This window comes from Variovorax sp. P5_A3 (assembly GCF_056400665.1).
This window is the reverse complement of record NZ_JBFUKW010000002.1, coordinates 460,858-485,046: the sequence shown is the minus strand read 5'-3', so window position 1 is coordinate 485,046 and position 24,189 is coordinate 460,858. Positions and strand designations below refer to the sequence as shown.

Annotated in this window: 24 protein-coding genes; 7 read left to right on the top strand and 17 right to left on the bottom strand. The window is 68.4% G+C overall.

The genetic code is table 11. The features are described from left to right. Nucleotides 1-16: 16 nt before the first annotated feature. From AC1D3B_RS04500 to AC1D3B_RS04430, 15 genes are all read right to left on the bottom strand, one after another. Nucleotides 17-880, bottom strand: a complete 864-nt coding sequence (locus AC1D3B_RS04500) for an isocitrate lyase/PEP mutase family protein (protein ID WP_478189454.1) — start codon at nt 878-880, stop codon at nt 17-19. After that, on the bottom strand, nt 870-2,312 hold the full coding sequence (locus AC1D3B_RS04495; RefSeq protein WP_478189453.1) for an FAD-dependent oxidoreductase: 1,443 nt from the start codon (nt 2,310-2,312) through the stop codon (nt 870-872). Before AC1D3B_RS04495 ends, AC1D3B_RS04500 begins: the two co-directional genes overlap by 11 nt. Further along, nucleotides 2,309-2,923, bottom strand: a complete 615-nt coding sequence (locus AC1D3B_RS04490) for a cysteine hydrolase family protein (protein ID WP_478189452.1) — start codon at nt 2,921-2,923, stop codon at nt 2,309-2,311. Before AC1D3B_RS04490 ends, AC1D3B_RS04495 begins: the two co-directional genes overlap by 4 nt. Then, nucleotides 2,920-4,983, bottom strand: coding sequence for a hydantoinase/oxoprolinase family protein (locus tag AC1D3B_RS04485; RefSeq protein ID WP_478189451.1), 2,064 nt, complete (start codon nt 4,981-4,983; stop codon nt 2,920-2,922). The genes AC1D3B_RS04490 and AC1D3B_RS04485 overlap by 4 nt, the downstream gene beginning before the upstream one ends. Beyond that, nucleotides 4,980-6,683 carry a hydantoinase B/oxoprolinase family protein gene (locus tag AC1D3B_RS04480; protein ID WP_478189450.1) on the bottom strand — a complete coding sequence of 568 codons (1,704 nt, stop codon included), beginning with the start codon at nt 6,681-6,683 and terminating at the stop codon, nt 4,980-4,982. The genes AC1D3B_RS04485 and AC1D3B_RS04480 overlap by 4 nt, the downstream gene beginning before the upstream one ends. After that, nucleotides 6,676-7,182 (bottom strand): LeuD/DmdB family oxidoreductase small subunit, encoded by a 507-nt coding sequence (locus AC1D3B_RS04475; protein WP_478189449.1) that lies wholly within the window; start codon nt 7,180-7,182, stop codon nt 6,676-6,678. The genes AC1D3B_RS04480 and AC1D3B_RS04475 overlap by 8 nt, the downstream gene beginning before the upstream one ends. Continuing rightward, on the bottom strand, nt 7,179-8,465 hold the full coding sequence (locus tag AC1D3B_RS04470; RefSeq protein WP_478189448.1) for a 3-isopropylmalate dehydratase large subunit: 1,287 nt from the start codon (nt 8,463-8,465) through the stop codon (nt 7,179-7,181). Before AC1D3B_RS04470 ends, AC1D3B_RS04475 begins: the two co-directional genes overlap by 4 nt. Further along, a complete protein-coding gene (locus tag AC1D3B_RS04465; RefSeq protein WP_478189447.1) occupies nt 8,462-9,418 on the bottom strand; it encodes a tripartite tricarboxylate transporter substrate binding protein in 957 nt (318 codons plus the stop codon). Before AC1D3B_RS04465 ends, AC1D3B_RS04470 begins: the two co-directional genes overlap by 4 nt. Nucleotides 9,419-9,456: 38 nt before the next feature. After that, nucleotides 9,457-10,167 (bottom strand): ABC transporter ATP-binding protein, encoded by a 711-nt coding sequence (locus tag AC1D3B_RS04460; protein WP_478189446.1) that lies wholly within the window; start codon nt 10,165-10,167, stop codon nt 9,457-9,459. Next, nucleotides 10,164-10,937: an ABC transporter ATP-binding protein gene (locus AC1D3B_RS04455; RefSeq protein WP_478189445.1), complete on the bottom strand. Its 774-nt coding sequence runs from the start codon at nt 10,935-10,937 to the stop codon at nt 10,164-10,166. Before AC1D3B_RS04455 ends, AC1D3B_RS04460 begins: the two co-directional genes overlap by 4 nt. Beyond that, entirely contained in the window at nt 10,930-11,928 is a 999-nt protein-coding gene (locus AC1D3B_RS04450; RefSeq protein WP_478189444.1) for a branched-chain amino acid ABC transporter permease, read from the bottom strand. Before AC1D3B_RS04450 ends, AC1D3B_RS04455 begins: the two co-directional genes overlap by 8 nt. Next, nucleotides 11,925-12,797 carry a branched-chain amino acid ABC transporter permease gene (locus tag AC1D3B_RS04445; protein ID WP_478189443.1) on the bottom strand — a complete coding sequence of 291 codons (873 nt, stop codon included), beginning with the start codon at nt 12,795-12,797 and terminating at the stop codon, nt 11,925-11,927. Before AC1D3B_RS04445 ends, AC1D3B_RS04450 begins: the two co-directional genes overlap by 4 nt. A gap of 17 nt (nt 12,798-12,814) precedes the next feature. Beyond that, a complete protein-coding gene (locus tag AC1D3B_RS04440) occupies nt 12,815-14,020 on the bottom strand; it encodes an ABC transporter substrate-binding protein (RefSeq protein WP_478189442.1) in 1,206 nt (401 codons plus the stop codon). Between the two features lie 37 nt (nt 14,021-14,057). Beyond that, nucleotides 14,058-14,858 carry a GntR family transcriptional regulator gene (locus AC1D3B_RS04435; protein ID WP_478189441.1) on the bottom strand — a complete coding sequence of 267 codons (801 nt, stop codon included), beginning with the start codon at nt 14,856-14,858 and terminating at the stop codon, nt 14,058-14,060. A gap of 101 nt (nt 14,859-14,959) precedes the next feature. After that, the gene (locus AC1D3B_RS04430) at nt 14,960-15,178 is read right to left on the bottom strand and encodes a hypothetical protein (protein WP_478189440.1); all 219 of its coding nucleotides are present in this window, start codon (nt 15,176-15,178) and stop codon (nt 14,960-14,962) included. A gap of 77 nt (nt 15,179-15,255) precedes the next feature. Between AC1D3B_RS04430 and AC1D3B_RS04425 the strand changes: the two genes are divergently transcribed. Then, entirely contained in the window at nt 15,256-15,927 is a 672-nt protein-coding gene (locus tag AC1D3B_RS04425) for a nitroreductase (RefSeq protein WP_478189439.1), read from the top strand. Between the two features lie 34 nt (nt 15,928-15,961). On the opposite strand, the gene AC1D3B_RS04420 is transcribed toward AC1D3B_RS04425, so the two are convergent. After that, nucleotides 15,962-16,789: a crotonase/enoyl-CoA hydratase family protein gene (locus AC1D3B_RS04420; RefSeq protein ID WP_478189438.1), complete on the bottom strand. Its 828-nt coding sequence runs from the start codon at nt 16,787-16,789 to the stop codon at nt 15,962-15,964. A 74-nt stretch (nt 16,790-16,863) separates the two neighbouring features. On the opposite strand from AC1D3B_RS04420, the gene AC1D3B_RS04415 reads away from it, so the two are divergent. Then, nucleotides 16,864-18,720 carry a PhoX family protein gene (locus AC1D3B_RS04415; RefSeq protein ID WP_478189437.1) on the top strand — a complete coding sequence of 619 codons (1,857 nt, stop codon included), beginning with the start codon at nt 16,864-16,866 and terminating at the stop codon, nt 18,718-18,720. A 27-nt stretch (nt 18,721-18,747) separates the two neighbouring features. Then, a complete protein-coding gene (locus AC1D3B_RS04410; RefSeq protein ID WP_478189436.1) occupies nt 18,748-19,146 on the top strand; it encodes a DUF488 domain-containing protein in 399 nt (132 codons plus the stop codon). Nucleotides 19,147-19,166: 20 nt separating this feature from the next. Here the strand turns inward: AC1D3B_RS04410 and AC1D3B_RS04405 are convergent, their stop codons facing one another. Next, on the bottom strand, nt 19,167-19,955 hold the full coding sequence (locus AC1D3B_RS04405; protein ID WP_478189435.1) for an IclR family transcriptional regulator: 789 nt from the start codon (nt 19,953-19,955) through the stop codon (nt 19,167-19,169). A 90-nt stretch (nt 19,956-20,045) separates the two neighbouring features. Here AC1D3B_RS04405 and AC1D3B_RS04400 point away from each other — a divergent pair, with 90 nt between their 5' ends. Genes AC1D3B_RS04400 through AC1D3B_RS04385 form a run of 4 tightly spaced genes read left to right on the top strand, consistent with a single transcriptional unit; the run spans nt 20,046 to nt 24,179 of the window. Then, the gene (locus AC1D3B_RS04400; RefSeq protein WP_478189434.1) at nt 20,046-20,894 is read left to right on the top strand and encodes an SDR family oxidoreductase; all 849 of its coding nucleotides are present in this window, start codon (nt 20,046-20,048) and stop codon (nt 20,892-20,894) included. Between the two features lie 34 nt (nt 20,895-20,928). Then, nucleotides 20,929-22,260, top strand: coding sequence for a flavin-containing monooxygenase (locus AC1D3B_RS04395; RefSeq protein ID WP_478189433.1), 1,332 nt, complete (start codon nt 20,929-20,931; stop codon nt 22,258-22,260). Between the two features lie 2 nt (nt 22,261-22,262). After that, a complete protein-coding gene (locus AC1D3B_RS04390; protein WP_478189432.1) occupies nt 22,263-23,189 on the top strand; it encodes a bile acid:sodium symporter family protein in 927 nt (308 codons plus the stop codon). A gap of 3 nt (nt 23,190-23,192) precedes the next feature. After that, complete coding sequence (locus AC1D3B_RS04385) at nt 23,193-24,179, top strand: SDR family oxidoreductase (protein WP_478189431.1); 987 nt, start codon at nt 23,193-23,195, stop codon at nt 24,177-24,179. Nucleotides 24,180-24,189: the final 10 nt, after the last annotated feature.

Here is a 24,189-nt window from a genome sequence, read left to right as displayed (position 1 = left end):
CGGCCGCGCCGCGCGCCTATTCGTATTTCTGCCCGGCGCGCATCAGCTCCGGCGTACCGATGACTTCGTTCAACGCATCGAAATCGAGCATCTGCGAACGCCAGGGCTGCGTGGTGCGATGCTGGTGCAGGCTCGCGTAGTAGCCCTGCAGCGTGTGCACGACCGCCCGCGCGGTGCCGCCCGGGAAGATGGCGATCCGGAAGCCGTGGGCCTGCAGCGCATCCGCATCCTGGACCGGCGTCTTCCCGCCTTCGACCATGTTCGCAAGCAGCGGCACCCGGTGCGCGAAACGCCGGCACGCGGCATCCATCTGCTCGGGCGAACGCAACGCCTCGATGAAGAGCGCATCCACGCCGCAGTCGAGATAGGCCTCGGCGCGATCGAGCGCCGCTTCGAGTCCGTCGACCGCGACGGCGTCGGTGCGCGCCAGGATCAAAGTGTCGCTTGACGTGCGCGCATCCAGTGCGGCCTTGAGCTTGCCGGCCATCTCGCGCGCAGGCACCACCGCCTTGCCGTCGAGATGGCCGCATCGCTTGGGAAAGGTCTGGTCCTCGATCTGCACCATGGCCGCGCCGGCCCGCTCGAAGCCGCGCACGGTGCGCTGCGTGTTCAGCGCGTTGCCGAAGCCCGTGTCGGCATCGACAATCACCGGCAGGCTCACACGCTCGGTAATGCGTGCGAGCGTGTCCGCGACTTCGGTGAAGGTCGTGAGGCCGATGTCCGAGCGGCCCAGTCGCGTGTACGCGATCGATGCGCCCGAGAGGTACAGCGCTTCGAAGCCGGCTTGCTCCGCGACGAGCGCGCTCAGGGCATCGTACACACCGGGCGCCAGCACGATATCGGAGGACGACAGGCGCATCTTGAAGGTCTCATTCGACATGGGATGCTTTCGTTGGATGGATCAACGCGGCGGCGGTGCGCGCCGCGATATAGCCGCCGGCCACCGCGCTCAGCAGGCCGTTGCCCGAGAGGTATCCCCACACCTCATCGCCCGACACACCGCCCGCCGCACCACCGGCCGCAAGGAGGTTGTCGAAGGGTCTGCCATCCTCGCGCAGCACGCGCATGTCGGAGGCAATGTCGAGGCCGCCCTGCGTGTGGAAGAGCGCGCCGGTGACCTTCACGGCGTAGTAAGGGGCGTCCAATCCGCGAGCGAACACACGCCCGTCGGCCTGCGGCGTGCCCACGCGGATCGCTTCGAGCGTGTGGCGCAGCACCGCCTCTTCGCAGCCGATGCACGACGCGAGTTCCGACACGGTTTCGCAGCGGCGCAGCGCGCCGGCGGCTTCCGCCTCGCAGAAGTCCGGGAAGCCACGGGCCAGCGCGAGCAGGGGCGCATCGAACACGTTCCATGCGATGCCGCCTGGCTGCGCAAGCACGTGGACCGCGGCCTCGGAATAGCCTTGCGTCTCGTCGTGGAAGCGCTGGCCTTCGCGGTTGATCTGCACGCCGCCTTCCATGATCACGGCCCAGGACATCAACGCGCCCTGCGGCGTGACCCAGGAGCCATGCCCCTGGTAGCCACCGAGATCGCGCAGGCGCGCACACAGTGCCAGTCCCCACAGGATCGCACTGCCGTCATTGCCGACGTGCCCGCCGAAGGTGGCCTCGGCCATCTCGGGAATCAGGCTGCGCACCATCGACGGGTTGCCGCCGAATCCGTTGCAGGCCAGCAGCAGCGCATCGCATTCGAGGGTCTCGCGATGGCCGTCCGGCCGCTGGTAGTCGATGCCGATCACGCGATCCTTCGCGTCGAGCACCAGGGTATCGACCACGGCCTGCGTCAGCACGGGAATGCCCGCCGTCTCCGCCGCAGCCTGCAGTTTCGCCATCAGCGCGGCGCCGGTTTTCTGCGGCAGCGAATGCATGCGGTGAGCGCTGTGGCCTGGGTAGAGAAAGCCGTCGAGAAGCATCCACTCCAGGCCGTGCCGCGCCTGCAAGGCATCGAGCGCCGGGCCGATGGCCGCGGCATACGCAGCCGTGAGCGCCGGCGAGGCGCGCCCGTGGGCCTTGGACTGGATGTCCGCGGCGAAGCGCGCAGGGCTGTCGTCCTTCACGCCATGGGCGTGCTGCACGCGGGTGCCCGGTGCGGGAATGAATCCCGACGACAGCGCCGTCGAACCGCTCGGCACGGCGTCGCGTTCGAGGACCACGCAATCGATGCCAGCGTCATGCAGCATCAATGCGGCCGTGAGCCCGCATGCACCGCCGCCCACGATCGCCACGGCCACGCGCACTTCGGCGTCGACGTGCGATGCCCGGCGCACGCCGCGCGAGGGGCCGCCCTCCTCTGCTGCAAATGCCTCCGTCATGCGAGCGATCCGATGAAGGCCGCGCAGTCGGTGACTTCGGCGACGTTGCGCATGTCGGCCAGCGACGTCAGGTGCCGCTCCTCGCCGAAAGCCGCGCAGCCGTCAGCCAGCACCAGCGTGCGGTAGTCGCGCATGTGTGCATCGCGCACGGTGCTGGCGACACCGCCGTTGGTGACGATGCCGCACACGGCCACCGTGTCGATGCCGGCGCGCCGAAGCACCCAGTCGAGCTGCGTGTTGAAGAAGGCCGAATAGGCGACCTTGCCGACCGTCACGTCGATGAGGCCGGCGAGTTCATCCACGTTCGCCTGGCCCCAACTGCCCGGCGCGAAGTCGCCCTTGGCCAGGTACGGTCGCAGCGCCTTGAGGTGCGGCGACACCATGGGCTCGCCCGCGGCATCCGGCCACAACGTGAACTGGCTTGCGACGACCATGCCGCCGGAGCCCTTGAGCGCGCGCGCCACCGTTGCGGCGCGGCCGGGCAGCAGCAACGCCGGCGGATTCGTGTCGCCGCCGCGCGCATAGGCGCCCTTGGGATCGAGAAAGTCGTTCTGCAGGTCGATGATGACCAGCGCGGTCTTCGGCCCGACGGTTCGTGCAATGCCGCTCATGACGGCCTCACGAGAAGATTGCCGTGCGGGTCGACCTCGGCGTGGAATCCGGGCTCCAGCCACACCGTCGTGTCGGCCTGTTCGAGGATGGCCGGCCCGTCGATACGCGCCGCAACCGGCAGCTCGAGCCGTGCATGGCGCACCGCCTCATGCCAATGCCCATGATGGAACACGCGCTGCGTGCCCAGCGGCTCGATGCTGCCGGCGCCTTCAGGTGCCAGCACGGCGAGATCGAACTTCGGCCGCACGCCGATCCGCGCATAGCGGAGGTTCATCACGCGGATCGGAATGCCGTCGAGCACGCGGCCAAAGGCTGCCGCGTAGCTCGCCTCGAATGCGCCGCGGATTGATGCGTTCGTCAGCGGCGCGCTGCGCGCATCGGGCAGCAGCACCGGCAAGGTGTGCGTCTGGCCCGCGTAGAGCATGTCGAGCGCCACGACTTCCCGGACTTCGTCGAAACGCACGCCCGACGAATCCAGGCGCTGCTGGCAACTGGCGGCGAGTTCGTCGATGCGCCGCTGCAGGTCGCCCACGTCGAGATCGGCCAGCGGCCGGTTGATGGTCTGCACCGCGTCGTGGCGCATGTCGGCGATCACGCAGCCCAGCGCCGAGGTCACGCCCGGATAGCGCGGAACGATGCCGGTGGCCACGCCGACCTCGCGCATCATCGCGCACACGTGCAGCGCCCCGCCGCCGCCGAAGGGCATGTAGGCGAAGCGGCGCGGATCGTGGCCGCGCTCGATCGACACGAGTCGGATCGCGCCCGCCATGCGCGCATTGGCCACCGTCAGGATCGCCTCTGCCGCGGCATGCACGTCGAGGCCCAGCGGGCGTGCCACGTGCTCTTCAATGGCCTGGCGGGACTTCTCAGCATCCAGTGCGGCGAGCAACCCACCCCCCAACGGCCGGTCGGCGGCGATGCGGCCAAGCAGGACATTCGCATCGGTCACCGTCGGCCGCATGTTGCCGCGTCCATAGCAAGCAGGGCCGGGCACGCTGCCGGCCGATTCGGGCCCCACCTGCAGCATGCCACTCGCGTCCACCGAGGCGATCGAGCCGCCGCCAGCGCCGATGGTCTCGATCTGGATCATCGGCGAGCGGATCACCATGCCGAACTCGATCGCGGTCTGCGCAGCCAGCGCGGCCTCGCCGTTCGCGACCAGCGACACGTCGAAGGAGGTGCCGCCCATGTCGCCGGTGATCGCATTGGGGAATCCCGCTGCGCGCGCGATCGCCGCGCACGCGATGACGCCCGCCGCCGGCCCCGAGAGCGCGGTGCGCACCGGCAGGTCGCTCGCGGTCTGCCGCGACATCACGCCGCCGTTGCTCTGCACCACCAGGAGTTCGCCATCGAAGCCTTGCCCGCGCAGGTCGGATTCCAGCCGCTGGAGGTAGCTGCCCACCACCGGTTGCAATGCGGCGTTGAGCGTGGCGGTCGAGCAGCGCTCGAACTCGCGGATCTCCGGCAGCACCTCGCTCGCCGATGTCACATGCGCGTTCGGCCAGATTTCCCGAACCGCTGCAACGGCGAGACGCTCGTTCTCGGCATTGGCGTAGGTGTTGATGAAGAACACGCACACCGCCTCGCAGCCCTCCGCCAGCAGCGCACGCGCTTCGGCGCGCACCTGGTCGAGGTCCACCGGCGTGTGCAGCGTGCCGTCGGCCAGCACGCGCTCGTCCACCTCGCGCCGCAGGTCACGCGGCACGACCGGGACGAAGCTGCCGCGCAGGCCCCAGGTCTGCGGGCGGTCGCGGCGACGCATCTCCAGCACATCGCGGAAGCCGCGCGTCGTGATGATGCCGGTGCGCGCCACCTTGCGCTCCAGCAGCGCGTTGGTGCCGACCGTGGTGCCGTGCACGATGGTGGCGATCGCCGCGGCCGACTCGGCCACGCGGGCGACGCCGTTCATGAAGCCGCGCGCTTCCTCGCCGCGGGTGGAAGGCACCTTGACGATGCGCGCCGTGCCGCTGGCTTCGTCGAGCACGAAGAGGTCGGTGAAGGTGCCTCCGACGTCGACGCCGACGACGAGGGATTTGAGGGATTTGCCGGTCGCAGTCATGCGGATGCTTTCTTCTTCGGATCGGTGCCTGAGGTCACGTAGCCCATGGCACGGTCCTGCTCACGCTGTCGGGGTTGGCGCTCGGCCGCGCTGCCCCAGCCGCCCCCGCCGGGGGTTTCGAGCCGCACTCTCTCGCCGCGCGCAAGCTGGATGCCGCGCATCTTCGAGACCATGGGAGGCGCGTGCCACTCGCCTTCGTTCTCGTAGCGGAAAACGTTGACGGCACCCGGGCCGCCACCGGCGATGCCTTTGGGGGGCGACGTGCCGCGCTCACCGAAGACGAACACTTCGGCGTCCTTCTCCAGCAGTTCGATCTCGTAGACCGCGCCGAGCCCGCCACGAAACTGCCCGTCGCCACCCGAATCCGCACGCAGCGACCATTCGGTGAAGCGCACCGGGTACGCAGCTTCGAGGATTTCCAGCGGCGGAATCGTCGCGGTGGAGATCGGCGCGTTGCCGTGCGAGAGCCCGTCGCCGCCCGAATGCCCACCGTGCCCGCCCCCGAAGAAGCTGAACATCACCCAGCGCTGGCCTTCCCGGCCCTTGTCGCTGCGGTGGCCCGCGATCGACAGGGCGTTGATCGTGCCGTAGGCCTGCGCCACGGCGCGCGTGGGGTCGGCCTTTGCGGCGGCGCTGAAGATCACGTCGATCATGCGCAGGATGGTCTCGGTGTAGCCGCCGACCGGGCGCGGGCGCTCGCAACTGATGACGAGCCGGTCGGGGATCTCGAAGTCGACCGCGTCGAGCACGCCTGCATTGGCCGGCACATCGGGGAACAGGTGCTTGAGCGCGACGTAGCAGGCGGCAACGGCGGTGGCGCGGGAAATGTTCACCGGCCCCGCGCACTGCGGCGAGGTGCGCGAGAAATCCAGCAGCAGCCGATCGCCCGCCACGGTCATATCGAGCGCGATGGTCAGCGGCTCGTTGGTGATGCCGTCGTTGTCGAGCACGTCCTCGAAGCTGTAGCGGCCGTCGGGCAGCGACGCGATGTGCGAACGCATCAGCCGCAGCGCCCGGCTGCGCAGTTCGCCCAGCGCCTGCAGCACCAGGTCGTCACCGTATTCGTCGAGCAGGCCGTTCAGGCGTTTCGCGCCGAGCTCCAGCGCGGCGAGCTGGCCGTTGAGATCGCCCCAGAGGCTGTCCGGCAGCCGGGTGTTGGCCTGCAGGATGGCGAGCACGTCGGGGTCGAGCACGCCGTCGCGCACGATCCGCACCGGCGGGATCTGCACCGCCTCCTGCCAGCATTCGGTCGCAGCGGGGTTGTAGTTGCCGGGCACCGCGCCGCCGACGTCGTGCCAGTGCGCGGCCGAGGCCATGTAGCAGTAGAGCTTGCCGTTGCGGAAGAAGGGCCGCACCAGCTTGAAGTCGTTGGCGTGCGTGCCGCCGTCGTAGGCATCGTTGCTGATCCAGATGTCGCCGTCGCGCATGCCGCCGCGCGGCTGGGCCGCCTTGGCGGTCGCACGCACCGCGAAGGCCATGGCGCCGACAAACACCGGCAGGCCGGACTTGCCCTGCACCAGCGTGTCGCCCGACGCGGCGTCATAGAGGCCGTGGCAGGCATCGTGCGCCTCGGCAATGATCGGGTTGAACGCACTGCGGTAGAGCGTCGCATCCATCTCGTCGGCCACCTGTTCGAGGCGGCCGCGCAGCACGGCGAGCGTGACGGGGTCGAGCGCGGTCACATGGGAGGGGTCAGACATCGAGGGGTTCCTTGCCAGCACGCTGGCGCAACTGGTTCATGAGGCCGCCGGCGCGGACCATGTCCATGAGAAATGGAGGGATCGGCTCGCACGGCAGCCGCGTCCCGTCGGGCGCGATCACTGCCGGGACGGTGCTGTCGAGCGCGATGCGATCGCCTTCGCGCAGCGTCTCGGCGTCCGGGCAGGTCAGCAGGAGCAGACCAAGGTTGAATGCGTTGCGGAAGTAGAGGCCGCCATAGGCTGGCGCGATGACCGCGGAAACGCCCAGCTTCACCAGCACGGCAGCCGCCTGCTCGCGCGAGGAGCCGATGCCGAAATTGGGGCCTGCCACGATCACGTCACCCGGGCGCGCTTCGCTCGCGAATTCGGGGCGGACGGCTTCGAGGCAATGCAAGGCGATCCGGTCGATGCCGTGCTTCATCGCATGGCCGGGGGCGAGCACGTCGGTGTCGATATCCGCGCCGAGGCGCCAGACGCGGTGCGTGGTCGTGGCCGTCATGCGAGCACCTCGCGCGGATCGGTGACGCTGCCGCGCAGCGCGGCTGCGGCCACCGTATAGGGCGAACCCAGGAAGACCCGTGCGGTCGCGGAGCCCATGCGGCCCTTGAAGTTGCGTGCCGTGGTGGAGATCACCGTGATGTCGTCGCCCATCGGGTCGCCGTAGCCTGAGCAGGCGCCGCAGGCGGTCGGGAAGAGTTCGCCCCCCGCGTCCATCAGCACCTGCAAGACGCCCTCCTCGCGCGCCTGTTCCTGATCGCGCAAGCTGGCCGGTGCAACGATGAGGCGAACGCCCGCGGCCACCTTGTGCCCGCGCAGCACCTCGGCGGCGGCGCGCAGGTCTTCCAGCTTGGCGCCGGTGCATGCGCCGATGTAGGCGACGTCGATTCGCGTGCCGGCATATCGGCTCACGCCGTGCGCATTGGCCGGGCTGTGCGGCGCGGCGACATGCGGCTCGAGCGTGGCGGCGTCGAAGCGATGGCGCGTGAAGTCGGCGTCGGGGTCGGTGAACCACGGCGCCATGTCGACCTCGGGCGCACCGGCCTCAGCGAGAAAGGCCGCGGTCGTGGCATCGGGCGCGATCAGGCCGGCCTGCGCACCCAATTCCGCACTCATGTTCGAGAGCGTCATGCGCTCCTGCATCGACAGCCCCATCACGCCGGGACCGCAGAACTCGACCGCCTGGTAGCGCCCGCCGTTCATGCCGAAGCGGCCGATCATGTGCAGCATCATGTCCTTGGCGGTCACGCCGGCGGACAGCGCGCCGTCCCACCACATCTGGATGGTCTCAGGCACGCGCAGCCAGATCTCGCCGGTGACCATCACGCCGAGCATCTCGGTGCTCCCGACGCCGAACATGTACGCCCCGAAGGCACCGCCGGTGGGCGAATGCGAATCGCCGCCCACGCACAACATGCCCGGCCGGATGTGGCCGTGCTGCGGCACCACGACGTGGCAGATGCCCTGGCTGTCGTAGACGTGGGGCAGTTGCTGGTCGCGGGCCCAGTCGCGTGCGATGCGCACGATGCGGCGCGAATCCTCATCGCGCTCGGGTACGTAGTGATCCATCACGAGCACCACGCGCGAGCGGTCCCAGATCTGCGCGCCCAGTTCCTCCAGCATCGGCTTCAGGCGCCGGGGACCGGAGGAGTCATGGAACATCGCCATGTCGACCTTGCAGGTCACGATCTCGCCCACCGACACGCTGCCGCGCCCGCTCGCACGTGCGATCAGCTTCTGGGCCAGCGTCTGGCCTGAGGTACGGACGGGATCTGTTGTGTTCATTCCGGCTTGGCTCCCGAGAACTTCACGACCTTGGACCACCGCTTGATCTCGCTCTGCACGAAAGCCGAGAACTCCTGCGGCGAGTTGCCGACAGGGATCGCGCCCTCGACTTCCAGCCGGCGCTGCATCTCGGGCTGCCTGATCGCCTGACGCGCCGCATCGCTGATCTTGCGCGTGACATCGGGCGGCATATGGGCCGGCCCGAACAGGCCGAACCAGGCGCTCGATTCATAGCCCGGCAGCACTTCGGCGATGGCCTGCACATCCGGGAACGCGGGCAGGCGCCTGGCAGTGGTCACGCCCAGCGCCTTCAGCTTGCCGGCCTGGATGTGGGCCTGCACGTTGCCCACGGCAGCGAACATGAGTTGCACCTGGCCGGCGAGCACGTCCTGCACCGCCGGCGCGGTGCCGCGATAGGGAATGTTCACGATGTTGACCCCCGACTGCATCTTGAACGCTTCGCCCGCCATGTGCAGCGACGAGCCGACGGAGCCGATCGCGAAGTTGAGCTCGCCGGGTTTGGCCTTGGCCAGTGCGATCAACTCGCGCACGTTGTTGGCCGGCAGCGACGGATGCGCGACGAGGATCGACGGCGACGTCGCCACGGCCGTCAGCGCGGTGAAGTCCTTGACCGGGTCGAAGGGCAGCGACGGATAGAGCGTGGCGTTGATCGCATGGCTGGTGAAGCTCATCAGCAGCGTGTTGCCGTCGGGCGCCGCCTTGGCGACCGCGTCGGCGGCGATGTTGCCGCCCGCGCCTGGGCGGTTCTCGACGATCACGGTACGGCCAAGGGCCGGTCCCATGCTGGCGGCCAGCGTGCGGGCGAGCGTGTCGGTGGAACCGCCCGCCGGCGCGCCCACCAAGATGCGCACGGGTGCATTGCCCACTTGTGCCTGGGCCACGCCGCCGAGCGCGGCGGCCATGGATGCCATGAGGATGTCTCTGCGTTTCACGATGTCCCTGTCTCCTTGTTCGATGTCTTGGCTGCGGCTCAAAGGCCGAGGTAGGCGCGGCGCAGTTCGTCGCTGCCCAGCAGGTCCTGCGGGAGGCCCGAGAAGCGCACGCTGCCGTTTTCGAGCACATAGGCCCGGTCGGCGATCTCCAGCGACTGACCGACGTTCTGTTCCACCAGCAGCACGGCGAGCCCGCCGTCGCGCAGCTGGCGGATCAGCGTGAACATCTCCTCGACCAGCAATGGCGAGAGGCCCAGCGATGGTTCGTCGAGGATCAGCAGCACCGGCTCGGCCATCAGGCCGCGGCCGATGGCGAGCATCTGCTGCTCGCCGCCGCTCATGGTGCCGGCATGCTGGCGGATGCGCTCCTTCAGTCGCGGGAAGATGCCGAACACCCTGTCGAGGTTGGCCGCGCGTCGCTCGCGAGCCCGCGTGAAGGAGCCGAGTTCGAGGTTCTCCAGCACGCTGAGGTTCGGAAACACCTTGCGGCCTTCCGGCACCTGGATCAGGCCAGCCTTGACGACGTCGCGGTAGTGCGCGCCGCTCAGGTCCTGTCCGTCGAAACGCACCGTGCCGCTCCAGGCCGGGCAGAGGCCGCAGACCATCTTGTTCAGGGTCGACTTGCCGGCACCGTTGCTGCCCAGCAGCGCAACCATCTCGCCCGCATTCACCTGCAGGTCGACACCGCGCAGCACTTCGACGCGGCCGTAGCCGCCGCGCAGCGCGCGAATTTCGAGCAGCGGCGTCATGCGGCGACTCCTTGCGCGCTACCTGCGGCCGCCTTGCGCAGCCGTGCAGCCGTTCCATGGCCAAGATAGGCCTCGACCACCTTGTCGTTCGACGTGACCTGCGCCGGATTGCCCTCGGCGATCAGCTGGCCCTGCGCCAGCACCCAGACGTGCTCGGCGAGGTGCATCACCGCCTGCATCACGTGCTCGATCATCAGCACGGTCACGCCCCCGTCAGCGATGCCGCGCACCACCGGCATCATCTCGGCGATCTCCTGCGGATTGAGGCCGGCCAGTACCTCGTCGAGCAGCAGGAGCCGCGGCTGCGTGGCGAGCGCGCGGGCCAGTTCGAGCCGCTTGCGGCCCGCCACCGTGAGGTCGGACGCGGGCTTGTCGAGTTGCGCGGCGAGGCCGACCCGCGCCGCCACTTCTTCGGCTCGTTGCAAGGCGGCACCGCGACCGCGAACGTGCAGGTGCACACCGACCGCGATGTTCTCCCGCACCGTCTGCGCCGCGAAAGGCTTGACGATCTGGAAGGTGCGCGTCATGCCCAGCAGCGCATTGCGATGCGGCTCCCGGCCGGTGATGTCCTGCCCGGCGAAGCGCACGGTGCCGGTGTCGGGCTTCAGGAAGCCGGACATCAGCGCGAACAGCGTCGTCTTGCCTGCGCCATTGGGGCCGATCAGCGCGCTCAGGCTGCCCTCGTTCACTGCGAGGCTGACGTTCTGCACGGCCTTCAGGCCGCCGAAGGAACGCGAGATGCCGTCCAGTTGGAGAAGTGGCTCAGCCATGACGACTCCCCTTCCCCGCCCAGAGCTGGCGAACGGACAGGCCCATGCCCGCGATGCCGCGCGGCAGGAAGATCACGATCAGCACCAGCACCACCCCGTAGATCACCATGTTGATGCCCGGCAGTTCGCCGAACAGGTTGCGCGTGAGATCGGACAGCACATGCAGCGCCGCGGCACCCAGCAACGGCCCCCACAGCGTGCCCATGCCGCCGACGATGGCCGCCACCAGCGCCTCGATCGACGTACCGGACCCGTAGGCGATGCCCGGATCGATGTACTGGAACACCTGCACGTAGAACGCGCCGGCCGCGCCCATGAAAGCGCCCGAGATGCCGATGGCCGCAAGCTTGATACGGAACGGATTCACGCCGACCGCCCGCGCCGCATCCTCGTTGTCGCGCACCGCCTGCAGGTATGCGCCGAAGCGGCCGTTGCGCAGCCACCAGGTCACGAGCAGCGCCGCCGTGACGAAGGCGAGCACGACCCACAGGTAGCCGGCGCGCGAAGCAAACTGCAGGTTGCCGACCGATTCGCGCAGCGGCACCATCAGCCCGACACCGCCGCCCGTGAAAGGCACCGACAACGCGACGATGCGGAACACTTCCGCGAAGGCCAGCGTCACGAGCGCGAAGTACGAACCCTTGAGCCCATAGCGGAACGTGAGCGCACCCACGAAGAGCCCGACCAGCGCGCTGCCAGCGACCGCCATCGGCAGGGCCACCCAAGCATTGATGCCGCCCTGCAATTGCGCGATCGCCTGGATGTAGGCACCCGTGCCGAAGAACAGCGCATGCCCGAAGGAGAACTGCCCGCCGAAGCCGCCGAGGATGTTCCAGGCCTGTGCGATGAGCGTCGCGTACAGCGCCATCATCACGAAGTTGAGCGCCACGCCCGACGAAGTGACGAGCGGCAGGCACGCTACCAGCACCGCGAAGACCGCGATGCCGCACAGGTGCCGCAGGCCAGCGCCTGAAATGCCCGCGCCGCTCATGCCTTCGCTCCGAACATGCCCTCGGGCCGGAACAGCACGACGCCGATGAAGATCGCGAAGATGCCGATCTGCCCCAGCGACTCGCCCAGGAAGAGCCCGCCGAGCGACTCGACCACGCCCACCAGGAAGCCCCCGATCAGCGCGCCCACGAAGCTGCCCATGCCGCCCAGCACCACGATCGTGAAGGCCACCAGAACGAAGCCTCCGCCCACCTGCGGATTCACGTAGTACGCGGGCAGCAGGAAACACGCTGCCGCACCGAGACAGGCCAGGCCGATGCCGAAGCTCATCGCGTAGACATGGTCGACATCGATGCCCATGAGCTTGGCGCCCTCCTTCTCCTTGGCCACGGCGCGAATGGCGCGACCGAGGTCGGTGCGCCCCATGATCCAGAAGAGCGCCGCCGACACCACCAGCGCGCCGGCAAAGGCCACCAGCTTGGGCACGGCGATCATCGCGGGGCCGATGGCGACCGTGCTGAGCGAATAGGCCGTGTCGATGTTGCGCGTGTCCGACTTGAAGAAGAGCAGCGCGAGGTTCTCCATCACGATCGCGATGCCGAGCGTGGCCAGCAGGATGTTCTCGTCCTTGCCGTGGCCGGCCCGGTTGATGACGACGCGCTGGAGACCGTAGCCGAGCACGAACATGCCCGGGATCACGATCGGCAGGGCCAGGTAGGGGTCGATGCCCCAGCGCTCCTTCAGGAAATAGACCGCGTACAGCGCCAGCATCAGGCAGGCGCCGTGCGCGAAGTTGATGATGTGCAGGACGCCGTAGATCAGCGTGAGCCCCAGCGCGATCAATGCATACACCGCGCCGGTCGTCAGGCCGTTGAGGACCGACGGGAAGAGAATGCTGAAGTCGAACATCCTGCGTTGGGTCCTGCTCAGGCTGCGCGCAGGGGGAAGACTGGCTCCACTTCGCGGAAGTCGCGCGGGATGATCACCTTGATGTCGTTCTTCACCACTTGCGTCATCAGCGGCTGCGCCCCCTCGTTCTGTCCGTTGACGAACTTCGTCGGACCGTACGGCATGATGTGATTCGAGAACGTGCTCCTCTCCAGCGCGTCGATGATGGCGGCGCGATCGCTCGACTTGGCCCGCTCCAATGCATCCGCCAGCAGCGCCATCGCCGTGTAGGTCATGAAGACCTCGTAGCTGAAGAACTCGCCCTTGGCCTCGACCCGCTTGCGCAGCTCCTGCGAGCGCTTGTCCTTCGGATTGAACCAGTGGTTGCAGTCGATGATGCCGTTGGCGGCGTCCGGAAACTCCTTCACGAACTTGTAGCTCGACGCGGCGCCGCCGAGCACCGAGAAGATCGCCTTCGGCTGCACCTTCTGCTGCTGCATCGTGCGCACCAGCAGTGCGTATTCGTTGTAGTAGTTGGCCGGGATCACGATGTCCGGGTTGATGGACTTCATGCGCAGCACGATGTTGTTGAAGTCGCGGGTGGGGTTCGCGTGCTTCACGACTTCCTTCACCTCGAAGCCGTAGCCCGGCAGCTCGCGGGCCAGCAGTTGCGCGGTGCCGGAGCCGAACAGCGACTCCTCGTGGATGATCATCACGGTCTTGGCCGGGCTGCCCGCCGCTTTGTTGAGCACGAGCAGGTTGGCCATGGCCACTTCGGTCGACTTCTTGTAGCCGGGACCGAAGCGGAAGGTGTTCTTGAGCCCGCGCTCGACGATCTGGTCGGCCACGCCGACATCGACCACGTGCGGCAGGTTGTACTTGGCCGCCGCCTGCGTGGTCGCGAGGCAGATCGCCGAAGCGAAGGCGCCGACGATGGCGGAGACACCGGCCTCGTTCATCTTCTCGACCTCGGCCGCGCCGGCCTGCGGCTGCGACTGCGCATCGCCCAGGAGGGCCTCGAGCTTGGCGCCGCCCATCGACTTGATGCCGCCCGCCTGGTTGATGTCGTCGATCGCCATCTGCGCGCCGAGCCGGCATTGCTGGCCCGAGTACGCCAGCGCACCGGTCACCGGATGCAGCACGCCGACGCGGATGGGCTTGGGCTGCGCGCCCCCGACCAGCGGAAAGGCGATCGACGTGCCGATGGCGGCGGTCTGCGACAGGAAGCGGCGGCGATTCTCCATGGGGACTCCTCGGGGGGTTGGTTGATTGGTTGTCGATTCAGATGAATTGGGCCGAAAGCTCTTTGTTGACCCACACCTTGGCGTCGATGCCGCCCACGCGGGACAACTGCATCTCGTAGGCATAGCGGTCGGGCCGGTAGAGGCCGTGCAGCCATTGCACCGGGCGCTCGTTGGCATCGAAGACCAGGCGCCGCACGGCGAGCAGCGCCGAGCCGACCGAGACGTCGAGGTGCTGCGCCAGCGTGGCATCGGCCAGTCGTGCGGTGATGGTCTGGTGCGCGCGGCCGACCTGCACGCCGGCCTCTTCGAGCAGCACGAGGATGGGCTTTCGGGCCAGTTCGCGTCGGCCGAACTGGCGCGCGACATCGGCCGGCACGTAGGTGGTGATGTGGGAGAGCGGACCTTCGCGCGTCGAGCGCACACGGACGGCCTTTTGCACCGCGTCACCCGGCTGCAGCTGGAGCGCGCTCGCGACGCTGGCCGATGCGGTGACGGTCTGCACGTCGATCACCTTGACCGAGGTGCGCAAGCCCATGCTCACGAGGTTTTCGAGGAGGCCGCCCAGGTTGGCGCGCTGGACGCCGAGCCCGCCACGCGCACCCTCCGCGATGGAAACGGCTGGAGCCCGGATCGGCCGCGTGCCGCGGCCCGGCTCCCGCGAGATCAGGCCCTCGGCGGCCATCTTCTCGAGCGCGCGCCGCACGGTGACGCGGGCCACGCCGAATTCCTCCATCAGCGCGAACTCGCCGGGCAGGCCGTCGACGAAGCGCCCTTCGGCCAGTTGCTCGCACAACAGCAGATAGATCTGGTGGTACTTCGGCAGCGGCATCTCGGACATGGAGGCCGATGGTCGCGGCGTTCTGCTGTACCGTCAATAGGACATTTGCGGGTGAACTGTATGCCCCGGAATGGCGCGACAGCGCCCCGTCGCAGGGCGCGCTATCGAACGGGGAAGCGTCGCAGCATGCTCTGTCCGAGCGAGGTGATCTCGGTCACGGTGGCCGGCGGCTGTTCGTAGCCATCCAGTGTCCGGACGGGCTTGGGGATCACGGCTTTCACATGGCCGGCCATGCTGAGCACACGAACGGCGTCGACGTGCGCACCACCGGTGACGGCGACGGGCAGCGTTTCGGCTGCAATGCGATGGAGTAGGTACATGGGCACCTCGCGAGTATGGCGTGGGCGCGCCTTACGGCGTGCTTAATTGCACTGGCCGGACCACTTCGAACCCTCCCATGCATATCCAGGACGCCGTTGCCAGCCGCCATTCCATCCGGGCTTTCCTGCCGACGCCGGTCGACGGCGAGACGATCCGCAAGGTGCTGACGATGGCTGCGCGGGCGCCTTCCGGCGGCAACCTGCAGCCCTGGCACATCGACGTGCTCGCGGGCGACGCGCTGGCCGCGCTCAGGGCGACCATGCGCCGGCGCCTCACCGAAGGCGGCGAACCGGAACCCTCCGAGTACGACATCTATCCGCCGAGCCTTCGCGCCCCCTGGCGCGACCGCCGCTTCCAGGTCGGCGAGGCGATGTATGCGCGGCTGGGCATTCCCCGCGACGACAAGGCCGCGCGCCGGCGCTGGTTCGCCAACAACTACGACTTCTTCGGCGCCCCGATGGCGCTCTTCTGCTCGGTCGACCGCACGATGGGGCCGCCCCAGTGGTCGGACCTGGGCATGTACCTGCAGACGGTGATGCTGCTCCTGCGTGGCGAAGGGCTGGACAGTTGCCCGCAGGAGTGCTGGGCGGTATATCCGGCGACGGTCGCCCGGGTGATCGAACTGCCGCCGGAACGCATGCTGTTCTGCGGCATGGCGATCGGGTATCGCGATCCCGATCATCCCGTGAACGCGCTGGTGAGCGACCGTGCGCCTTCCGAGGAATGGCTGAATTTTCGGGGCGCCTGAGAACGAGCCGGCGGCGGCTTGAGTTGCCTGGCCCCTACTTCGGGTCGTCGAATCGCGGTGCGCGCTTCTCCATGTTGGCGCGCACGGCCTCGGTCTGGTTGGCGCTGCCGATCAGCGCCTTCTGCTCGACCGACTCCGCCAGCAGCAGGTCGGCGGCGCTGTGCCCCATGGCCGCGTTCAGCAGTCGCTTGCCGGCGCGGATCGCGTCGGGGCTCTTCTGCGCGATCTCGCGCGCCATCTCCAGCGCCTCGGCCAACGGGTCATTCGCCAGCCGCGTCGCGAAGCCGATCGCCACGGCCTCTTCTCCCGAGAAGATGCGGCCGGTGAAGGTGAGCTCGCGCACGACGTCGTTGCGGGCCAGTTCGCGCATCAGCACCATCCCGCCCATGTCGGGCACGAGGCCCCACTTGATCTCCATCACCGACATCTTCGTGCCCGGTGCGACGAGCCGCACGTCCGCGCCCAGCGCCACCTGCAGGCCGCCGCCGAAGGCGACGCCATGGATCGCGGCAATGACGGGCACGGGCACCTCGCGCCAGACCATCGCGACCTGCTGCGCCGCGTTGGCGATGCCGTGGCTGCGTTCGATCAGGTCGCGCCCGGTCGACCCGGACCCGATCACGCCGCTGCCGCTGCCCTGCCCCATGCGTTCGAAGGATTGCATGTCGAGCCCTGCGCAGAAGGCCTTGCCGCGCCCCGCGAGCACCACGGCGCGGACGCCGGCGTCGTTGCACAGCCGGGTGCCGGCGTCGATGAGGGCATCGAACATGGCGGGGTCCAGCGCGTTCATCTTGTCGGCGCGGGCCAGGTGAAGTTCGACCACGCCGTCGGCGTGGCGGATCGATTCGATGCGGTCGTTCATTGCGTGTCTCCAGGGCTTTCCGACAGTATCGATGCTCGGCGATGATCGCGCTGTCGCCCAGTCAACAACCCGTCATGCTCCTCGCCCGCCGCCAGTTTCTCCAGTCCGGTGCCGCTGTCGCCGTCGTCGCCTTCATGGGCGAAGGATGCACCCTGGCCCGCGCAGACGATGGCCGGCTCGGCTTCACTGCCGTGCCGGCGACACTGCGCGATGCGGTCACGGTGCCGCCCGAGTACGAGGCGCAGGTGCTCTACCCCTGGGGGACGCCGACCGGCATCGCGTCGTCCATGCCCGCCTTCGTGCCGGACGGGTCGAACAGCGCCGCCGAGCAGGCGGTACAGGCCGGCATGCACCACGACGGCATGCATTTCTTCGCGCTGGACGGCCGCGCCGATCGCGGCCTGCTGGTGATGAACCACGAGTACACCGACGAGCGATTGCTCCACGCCACCGGCATCACGCCCTGGACGGAGGAGAAGACCCGCAAGTCCTTGCACGCGATGGGCGTATCGGTGATCGAAGTCGAACTGACCACCGACGGCTGGCGCCAGGTGCTGCCGTCGCGCCATGCGCGGCGCGTGCATGGCGCCACGCCGATACGCATTGCCGGCCCCGCCGCCGGTACGCCGATGATGCGGACTGCGGCCAACCCCGGCGGCGACCGCGTGTTCGGCACCTTCGCCAACTGCGCGATGGGCGTCACGCCCTGGGGCACCTACCTGACTTGCGAAGAGAACTTCCACGGCTACTTCGGCGGACCGAAAGGGGCCGCGTCGCATGCCACGCCGGCGCAGAAACGCTACGGAACGGCCAGCGGCGCGCAATGGGTGGACTACTGGCGCTTCGACGAACGCTTCGACCTCTCGAAGCATCCCAACGAAGCCCACAGATTCGGTTGGGTGGTGGAGATCGACCCCTTCGACCCCGGCGCCATGCCCGTCAAGCGCACCGCGCTCGGCCGCAAGCACCAGGAAAGCGCGACCTGCACCCTGACCCGTGACGGCCGGGTCGCCGTCTACATGGGCGACGACTCCGCCTTCGAATACATCTACAAGTTCGTGAGCCGCGACAAGGTCCGGCCCGGCACCGACGCTGCCGCGCGCGCCGCCAACCGCAACCTGCTCGACGAAGGCACGCTGTACGTCGCGCGCTACGACGCCGATGGGCGCGGCCGGTGGCTGGAACTGCGCCACGGCCGCGACGGCATCGACACATCCAGCGGATTCGCGGACCAAGCCGAGGTGCTCGTCCACGCACGCCTGGCCGGCGACATCGTCGGCGCCACGAAGATGGACCGGCCCGAATGGATCGCAGTGCATCCCGAGAGCGGCGAGGTGTACGTCACGCTCACCCACAACACGCAACGCGGCGCGCCCGGCAAGCCTGCGGCCGACGCAGCCAATCCGCGCGCGAACAACGTCTTCGGCGGCATCCTCCGCTGGCGCGAGGACGGTCAGGATGCCGCCAGCACCACCTTTGCCTGGAATCACTTCGCGCTCGCCGGCGACCCGAAATGGCCCGAGGCCGCCACACGCTATCCGAGCGCCGATGCCGATGTCTTCGGCAACCCCGACGGCCTGGTTTTCGACAGCGGCGGCCTGCTGTGGATCCAGACCGACGTGAGCGGCCCGGCCATCGGCAAGCCCCCGATGACCGCCTTCGGCAACAACCAGATGCTCTGCGCCGATCCGGCCAGCGGCCGCATCAAGCGCTTCCTGGTCGGCCCCGGCGGTTGCGAGATCACCGGCTGCACCGTGACGCCGGACCGGCGCAGCCTCTTCGTCAACATCCAGCATCCGGGCGAGACGCGCGCAGAAGGCAGCGACAGGCCCAACAGCGCGTGGCCGGATGGCAGCAAGGCCGGGAGCGCGCGGCCGAGGTCGGCCACCGTGGTCGTCCGGCGACGCGACGGCGGTATCGTCGGAACCTGATCAGCCACTCGAAGAAGAGGAACAGCAATGGCCATCCGCATCGTGCGACTCGGCAGCGACCGTGCCCCCGGAGAGGGCCTGCGCATCGGCACCGTGCGTCGCCCGCCGCGCGGCGTGCCCAAGTCAGAGTTCTCCTCGCACAACTGGTACGACGTCTGGTACCCGAACCTCGCGCCCTCGGTCGAGACGATGAAGATCGCCCAGGCCGCCCAGGCGTCCGGCGTGCCCGCGGAATGGGCCGCATTCGGCCGCAAGTTCAGGAGCGAGATGGCCGAGCACGACGCCAGCCGCAGCCTGGACCTGCTCGCAGCCCTGTCGCACCAGAGCAACCTGTCGGTCGGCTGCTATTGCGACGAAGAAGCGCGCTGCCATCGATCCTTCCTCCGCGCGCTGCTGGTCGAGCGCGGCGCGGAGATCGTGGATTGAGCGCCGACTGAATCGGCGATTCAGCGCATCGCCCGCGCAATCCCCTGCGCTGCCGTGCGCAGTTTGTCGAGCTGCTGCAAGGCCTCGGGCAGCGACATGCGCACCGCCGGCGCCTGCAGTGCGACGGCGCAGCGCACCGGCCCGTGCGCTTCATCGCGGACGGGCACCGCGACGCAGACAAGCCCTTCGATGAATTCCTCGGCATCGACCGAATGGCCGTCCTGCTGGATGCGCTCGATCTCGGCTTCAAGCGCTTCGCGGGAGCACAGCGTGTGGGGCGTATGCCGGTCGTACCGGATCCCGTCGAGCAGGCGCTCGCGCTGGGTTCGCGGCAGGTTCGCCAGGAAAAGCTTGCCGCTCGCCGAGCAATGCAGCGGCACGCGCGAGCCGGGGCCGAGTTCCAGCCGAAGCGGAAACGCCGTCTCGACGCGATCGAGGTAGATCACCTCGGCTCCGGACAACGCCGTGAGATTGCAGGTCTCGCCCACGTCCGCCACCAGTTGGCGCAGCACCGCGTGGCGCACACCGGTCGCGGTGCTTCCGCGCAGCACGGTTTCGGCGAACTGCATCAGGCGCGGGGTGGTCGCATAGCGTCGACCGTCGCCTCCGCGCGCCAGAAGCCCGCCGGCCTCCAACTGCTGGAGCATCCGGTGCACGGAAGGCTTGGGCTGGCCGGTCGTCCGGACGATCTCGACCAGGGTCTGCGGCTCGGGCGCGGCCACGACGTGCTCCAGCAACTGGAAGAGGCGCAAGCCGGGTGTCAGGGCCGAATCGGCGTCTTCTGGGGTGTCTGTCGCTGGATAATCCATCGGAAATCTCTTAAATCGAGACGGATACTGGAATATTTTCGAGATTTTGCCGCGTTTTAGCTAAGCTGCGCACCCGAAACATACGATTCCATGACTTTTTCTCCGGACAACCTCGTCATCACCGGCGCCTGCGGCGGGCTGGGCAGCGCCTTGGCGGCCGAGGCGCTGGGGCGCGGAGCGAAAGTCGCATTGGTCGGTCTGGACACTGCCGCACTCGACGCCCTGGCCGCATCGGCACCCGGACGCAGCGCGATCTACTCGCCCGACGTCAGCGACGTCGCGGCCATGCAGGCCATGGCGCAGGACTGGATGTCGCGCTTCGGGGTCCCCGATGCCGTGATCGCCAACGCGGGCGTCGCCGGTGGCTACGACACGGCCGAAGCCGCGGACCTGGCGGTGTTCCGTCGCATCGTCGAGATCAACCTGCTGGGCGTAGCAACGACGTTCCACCCCTTTGTCGCACCGATGCGCGATCGCGGCCGGGGCATGCTGGCCGGCATCGCCAGCCTCGCGGGCCGGCGCGGACTGCCCGGCAACGGGGCCTATTGCGCCAGCAAGGGCGGACTGCTTCGCTATCTGGAGAGCCTGCGCGCCGAGTTGCGGCCGACCGGCGTGCGCGTCTGCACGGTCAGCCCGGGCTACCTGCGCACGCCGCTGACCGCCGGCAATCGTTTCGCCATGCCGGGCCTGATGGCCCCCGAGGAAGCCGCCACGGCCATCCTGCGTGCGCTGTCCGAGGGCCGGGAGCAGCTGGTGCTGCCGCGCCGTCTCGGCTGGCTGGCCCATGCGCTCGGCCTCCTGCCCGCCGCCTGGCACGATGCCTTGCTGCTGCGCCAGCCGCGCAAGCCGCGTGCGGGCGAACCGGGCGCCACGCCCATTCCCGGTCTGCCGGCTTCCACCGACACTTCCGCATCCATCCCTGAAGCCGCCTCGCGCTGAGCGGCTGTTCCATCGAGCGTCGGAGTTTTCTTTCGTGAGTGATCCTGTGTCCGTTCCCGTGCCCACACACCAGCAAATCGCCCTGATCGGCGCAGGCCCCTCGGGGCTTGCCGGCGCGCGCAACCTGCAGAAGCTCGGCATCCCGTTCCAGGGCTTCGAGGCCTATGACGATGTCGGAGGGCTGTGGAACATCGGCAATCCGCGCAGCACCGTGTACCAGTCCGCGCACCTGATCTCGTCCAAGCGCACGACGGAGTTCGCCGAGTTCCCGATGGCCGAGACCGTGGCCGACTACCCGCGCCACACCGAGCTGTGCCGCTACTTCAGCGACTTCGCCGATCACTTCGACCTGCGCCGGCACTTCCGCTTCGGCACGAAAGTGCTGCGCGTCGAGCCCGTCACGGAAAGCGCGTCGACCTTGTGGCGCGTGAGTGTCGACGCGGGCGGCGGCCGCATCGAGACGGCCGAGTACAAGGGCGTGATCATCGCCAACGGCACCTTGTCCGAGCCGAGCATGCCGCGCTTCGAGGGTCACTTCAACGGCGAACTGCTGCACACCTCGGCCTACAAGCACGCGAATCTGTTCCAGGACAAGCGCGTGCTGGTGGTCGGCGCCGGCAACAGCGGCTGCGACATCGCGGTCGACGCGGTGCACTACGCCAAGAGCGTCGACATCTCCGTACGCCGCGGCTACTACTTCGTGCCCAAGTACATCTTCGGCAAGCCCGCCGACACGCTCGGCGGCAAGCGGCCGTTGCCGGCATGGATCAAGCAGCGGCTCGACGCCAAGGTGCTGCAGTGGTTCACCGGTGACCCGGTGCGATTCGGCTTCCCCAAGCCGGACTACCGCATGTACGAATCGCATCCGGTCGTGAATTCGCTGGTGCTGCACCACATCGGGCACGGCGACATCGGCGTGCGTGCCGACATCGCGCGGCTCGACGGCGACACCGTGCATTTCAAGGACGGGAGTTCGCGCGACTACGACCTGATCCTGTGCGCGACGGGGTACAAGCTGCACTATCCATTCATCGACCGCACCTGGCTCAACTGGCAAGGCATGGCGCCCAAGCTCTATCTCAACATCTTCGCGCCGGGCTTCGACAACCTCGCCGTCCTCGGGATGATCGAGGCAAGCGGCATCGGCTGGCAGGGCCGCTACGAGCAGGCGGAACTGGTCGCGCGCTACTTCAAGGCGCAGTCGCAAGGACGGCCTCAGGCGGCCGTACTCAAGGAAGCCAAGGCCGGGCCCACGCCCGATCTCTCCGGCGGCTACAAGTACCTGAAACTCGAGCGCATGGCCTACTACGTCAACAAGGACAGCTACCGCCGCGCCGTCCGCGAAGCGTCCGCCAGCCTGGGCTGAACATGATCCCGTTGCCCGTCGACGAGGTCCGCCTCAATTTCAATCCGGCATCGCTGGTGCTGCTCAACGCGGTGCTCGGCTTCCTGATGTTCGGCATTGCGCTGGACACGCGCATCGAGGATTTCAAGCGCGTGATGCGCATGCCCGTCGCGATGGCGGTCGGCATCGCCGCGCAGTTCATCGTGCTGCCGGCCCTCACCTTCGGACTTACGCTGCTGCTGCAACCCGCGCCGAGCATCGCGCTGGGCATGATCCTCGTGGCGTGCTGCCCGCCGGGCAATGTGTCGAACATCCTCACGCACCGTGCGGGCGGCAACGTGGCGCTGTCGGTGTCGATGACAGCGATCTCGAACCTCATCTCGATCGTGGTGATGCCGCTCAACTTCGCCTTCTGGGGCGGCATCCACCCGACCGCGGCACCGCTGCTCAAGACCATCGCGCTCAATCCGGCCGAGATGGTGATGCACATCGTGGCGATCATCGGTGCGCCCTTCGTGATCGGGCTGGCCTTCTCCCACTACCTGCCGGCACTCACGCAGCGCATCAAGAAACCGACGCGCATCCTGAGCTTCGTCTGCCTGATCGGCTTCATCCTGGCCGCCATTGCCGGCAACTGGCGCTACTTCCTCGACTACGTGAGCCTGGTGCTGCTGGCCGTGGTGTTGCATGACACGCTGGCTTTCGCCACCGGCTATGCCTGCGCGACGGCCACGGGCCTGGCGGAGTATGACCGGCGCGCCGTCAGCTTCGAGGTCGGCGTCCGCAACGCGGGCTTGGGGCTGGTCCTGATCTTCAGCTTCTTCGGCGGTCTCGGCGGCATGGCGGTGGTTGCCGGCGTCTGGGGCTTCTGGGACATCGTCGCGGGCCTCGGGCTCGCCGCATGGTGGGCGCGTCGCCCTCTTTCCTCACCGGCCGCACGATCGGCCTGAATCATGGTTGTCTCTCCTTCCGCGGCGGCGCGCCGGGTGCTCGTCACCGGTGCCGACGGTTTTCTCGGGCGGACGGTGGTGGCCGCGCTGGCCCGGTTGCCCGACATCGATTGCGTGATTGCACTGGACGTGCGCGAAGTCCCCGCGAGCCGTCGCGTTCCGGGCGTGACCTACGCCGTGCAGGACGTGCGTGCGCCGGACCTGGGCGCCACGATGGCCGAACACGCGATCGACGCGGTCGTCCACCTCGCCTCCATCGTCACGCCCGGCCCCGGCAGCACGCGGGAGTTCGAATACTCGGTCGACGTGCTCGGCACGCGCAACGTGCTCGAAGCCTGCGTCGCGCAAGGCGTGCAGCACATCGTCGTGTCGTCGAGCGGCGCCGCCTACGGCTACCACGCCGACAACCCGGCGTGGATCGACGAGAACGACGCGCTGCGCGGCAACCAGGCCTTCGCGTATGCGCACCACAAGCGACTCGTCGAGGAGATGCTCGCCGACTACCGGGCCGCCCATCCCACGCTGCGCCAGACGGTGCTGCGCATCGGCACGATCCTGGGCACTCACGTGCACAACCAGATCACGGCCCTTTTCGACAAGCCGCGCATCCTCGCGATCCGCGGCAGCGACAGCCCCTTCGTCTTCATCTGGGACGAGGACGTGACCGGCTGCGTCGTCCACGCGATCACCACCGGCCGCGACGGTTGCTTCAACGTCGCCGGCGACGGCGCGCTCACGCTCGCGCAGATCGCGGCCATCCTTCGCAAGCCGATGCTGGTGCTGCCGGCCTCGCTCCTGCGGATGGCGCTGGCGGCCGGCTCGCGCCTCGGCATCAGCCGTTACGGGCCCGAGCAACTCGACTTCCTGCGCTATCGGCCGGTGCTTTCCAACGCCCGACTGAAGAACGAGTTCGGCTACGTGCCGCGCAAGACCAGCCTCGAAGCCTTCCTCGCCTTCAAGGCCGCGCGCTGCGGGCCGCTGCGAGCCTGAGCTTTGTCGC

What these genes read in the sequence shown, in the direction of transcription:
- AC1D3B_RS04500 (WP_478189454.1), bottom strand. Translation starts at nt 880, where the DNA reads ATGTCGAATGAGACCTTCAAGATGCGCCTGTCGTCCTCCGATATCGTG.
- AC1D3B_RS04495 (WP_478189453.1), bottom strand. Translation starts at nt 2,312, where the DNA reads ATGACGGAGGCATTTGCAGCAGAGGAGGGCGGCCCCTCGCGCGGCGTG.
- AC1D3B_RS04490 (WP_478189452.1), bottom strand. Translation starts at nt 2,923, where the DNA reads ATGAGCGGCATTGCACGAACCGTCGGGCCGAAGACCGCGCTGGTCATC.
- AC1D3B_RS04485 (WP_478189451.1), bottom strand. Translation starts at nt 4,983, where the DNA reads ATGACTGCGACCGGCAAATCCCTCAAATCCCTCGTCGTCGGCGTCGAC.
- AC1D3B_RS04480 (WP_478189450.1), bottom strand. Translation starts at nt 6,683, where the DNA reads ATGTCTGACCCCTCCCATGTGACCGCGCTCGACCCCGTCACGCTCGCC.
- AC1D3B_RS04475 (WP_478189449.1), bottom strand. Translation starts at nt 7,182, where the DNA reads ATGACGGCCACGACCACGCACCGCGTCTGGCGCCTCGGCGCGGATATC.
- AC1D3B_RS04470 (WP_478189448.1), bottom strand. Translation starts at nt 8,465, where the DNA reads ATGAACACAACAGATCCCGTCCGTACCTCAGGCCAGACGCTGGCCCAG.
- AC1D3B_RS04460 (WP_478189446.1), bottom strand. Translation starts at nt 10,167, where the DNA reads ATGACGCCGCTGCTCGAAATTCGCGCGCTGCGCGGCGGCTACGGCCGC.
- AC1D3B_RS04455 (WP_478189445.1), bottom strand. Translation starts at nt 10,937, where the DNA reads ATGGCTGAGCCACTTCTCCAACTGGACGGCATCTCGCGTTCCTTCGGC.
- AC1D3B_RS04450 (WP_478189444.1), bottom strand. Translation starts at nt 11,928, where the DNA reads ATGAGCGGCGCGGGCATTTCAGGCGCTGGCCTGCGGCACCTGTGCGGC.
- AC1D3B_RS04445 (WP_478189443.1), bottom strand. Translation starts at nt 12,797, where the DNA reads ATGTTCGACTTCAGCATTCTCTTCCCGTCGGTCCTCAACGGCCTGACG.
- AC1D3B_RS04440 (WP_478189442.1), bottom strand. Translation starts at nt 14,020, where the DNA reads ATGGAGAATCGCCGCCGCTTCCTGTCGCAGACCGCCGCCATCGGCACG.
- AC1D3B_RS04435 (WP_478189441.1), bottom strand. Translation starts at nt 14,858, where the DNA reads ATGTCCGAGATGCCGCTGCCGAAGTACCACCAGATCTATCTGCTGTTG.
- AC1D3B_RS04430 (WP_478189440.1), bottom strand. Translation starts at nt 15,178, where the DNA reads ATGTACCTACTCCATCGCATTGCAGCCGAAACGCTGCCCGTCGCCGTC.
- AC1D3B_RS04425 (WP_478189439.1), top strand. Translation starts at nt 15,256, where the DNA reads ATGCATATCCAGGACGCCGTTGCCAGCCGCCATTCCATCCGGGCTTTC.
- AC1D3B_RS04420 (WP_478189438.1), bottom strand. Translation starts at nt 16,789, where the DNA reads ATGAACGACCGCATCGAATCGATCCGCCACGCCGACGGCGTGGTCGAA.
- AC1D3B_RS04415 (WP_478189437.1), top strand. Translation starts at nt 16,864, where the DNA reads ATGCTCCTCGCCCGCCGCCAGTTTCTCCAGTCCGGTGCCGCTGTCGCC.
- AC1D3B_RS04410 (WP_478189436.1), top strand. Translation starts at nt 18,748, where the DNA reads ATGGCCATCCGCATCGTGCGACTCGGCAGCGACCGTGCCCCCGGAGAG.
- AC1D3B_RS04405 (WP_478189435.1), bottom strand. Translation starts at nt 19,955, where the DNA reads ATGGATTATCCAGCGACAGACACCCCAGAAGACGCCGATTCGGCCCTG.
- AC1D3B_RS04400 (WP_478189434.1), top strand. Translation starts at nt 20,046, where the DNA reads ATGACTTTTTCTCCGGACAACCTCGTCATCACCGGCGCCTGCGGCGGG.
- AC1D3B_RS04390 (WP_478189432.1), top strand. Translation starts at nt 22,263, where the DNA reads ATGATCCCGTTGCCCGTCGACGAGGTCCGCCTCAATTTCAATCCGGCA.
- AC1D3B_RS04385 (WP_478189431.1), top strand. Translation starts at nt 23,193, where the DNA reads ATGGTTGTCTCTCCTTCCGCGGCGGCGCGCCGGGTGCTCGTCACCGGT.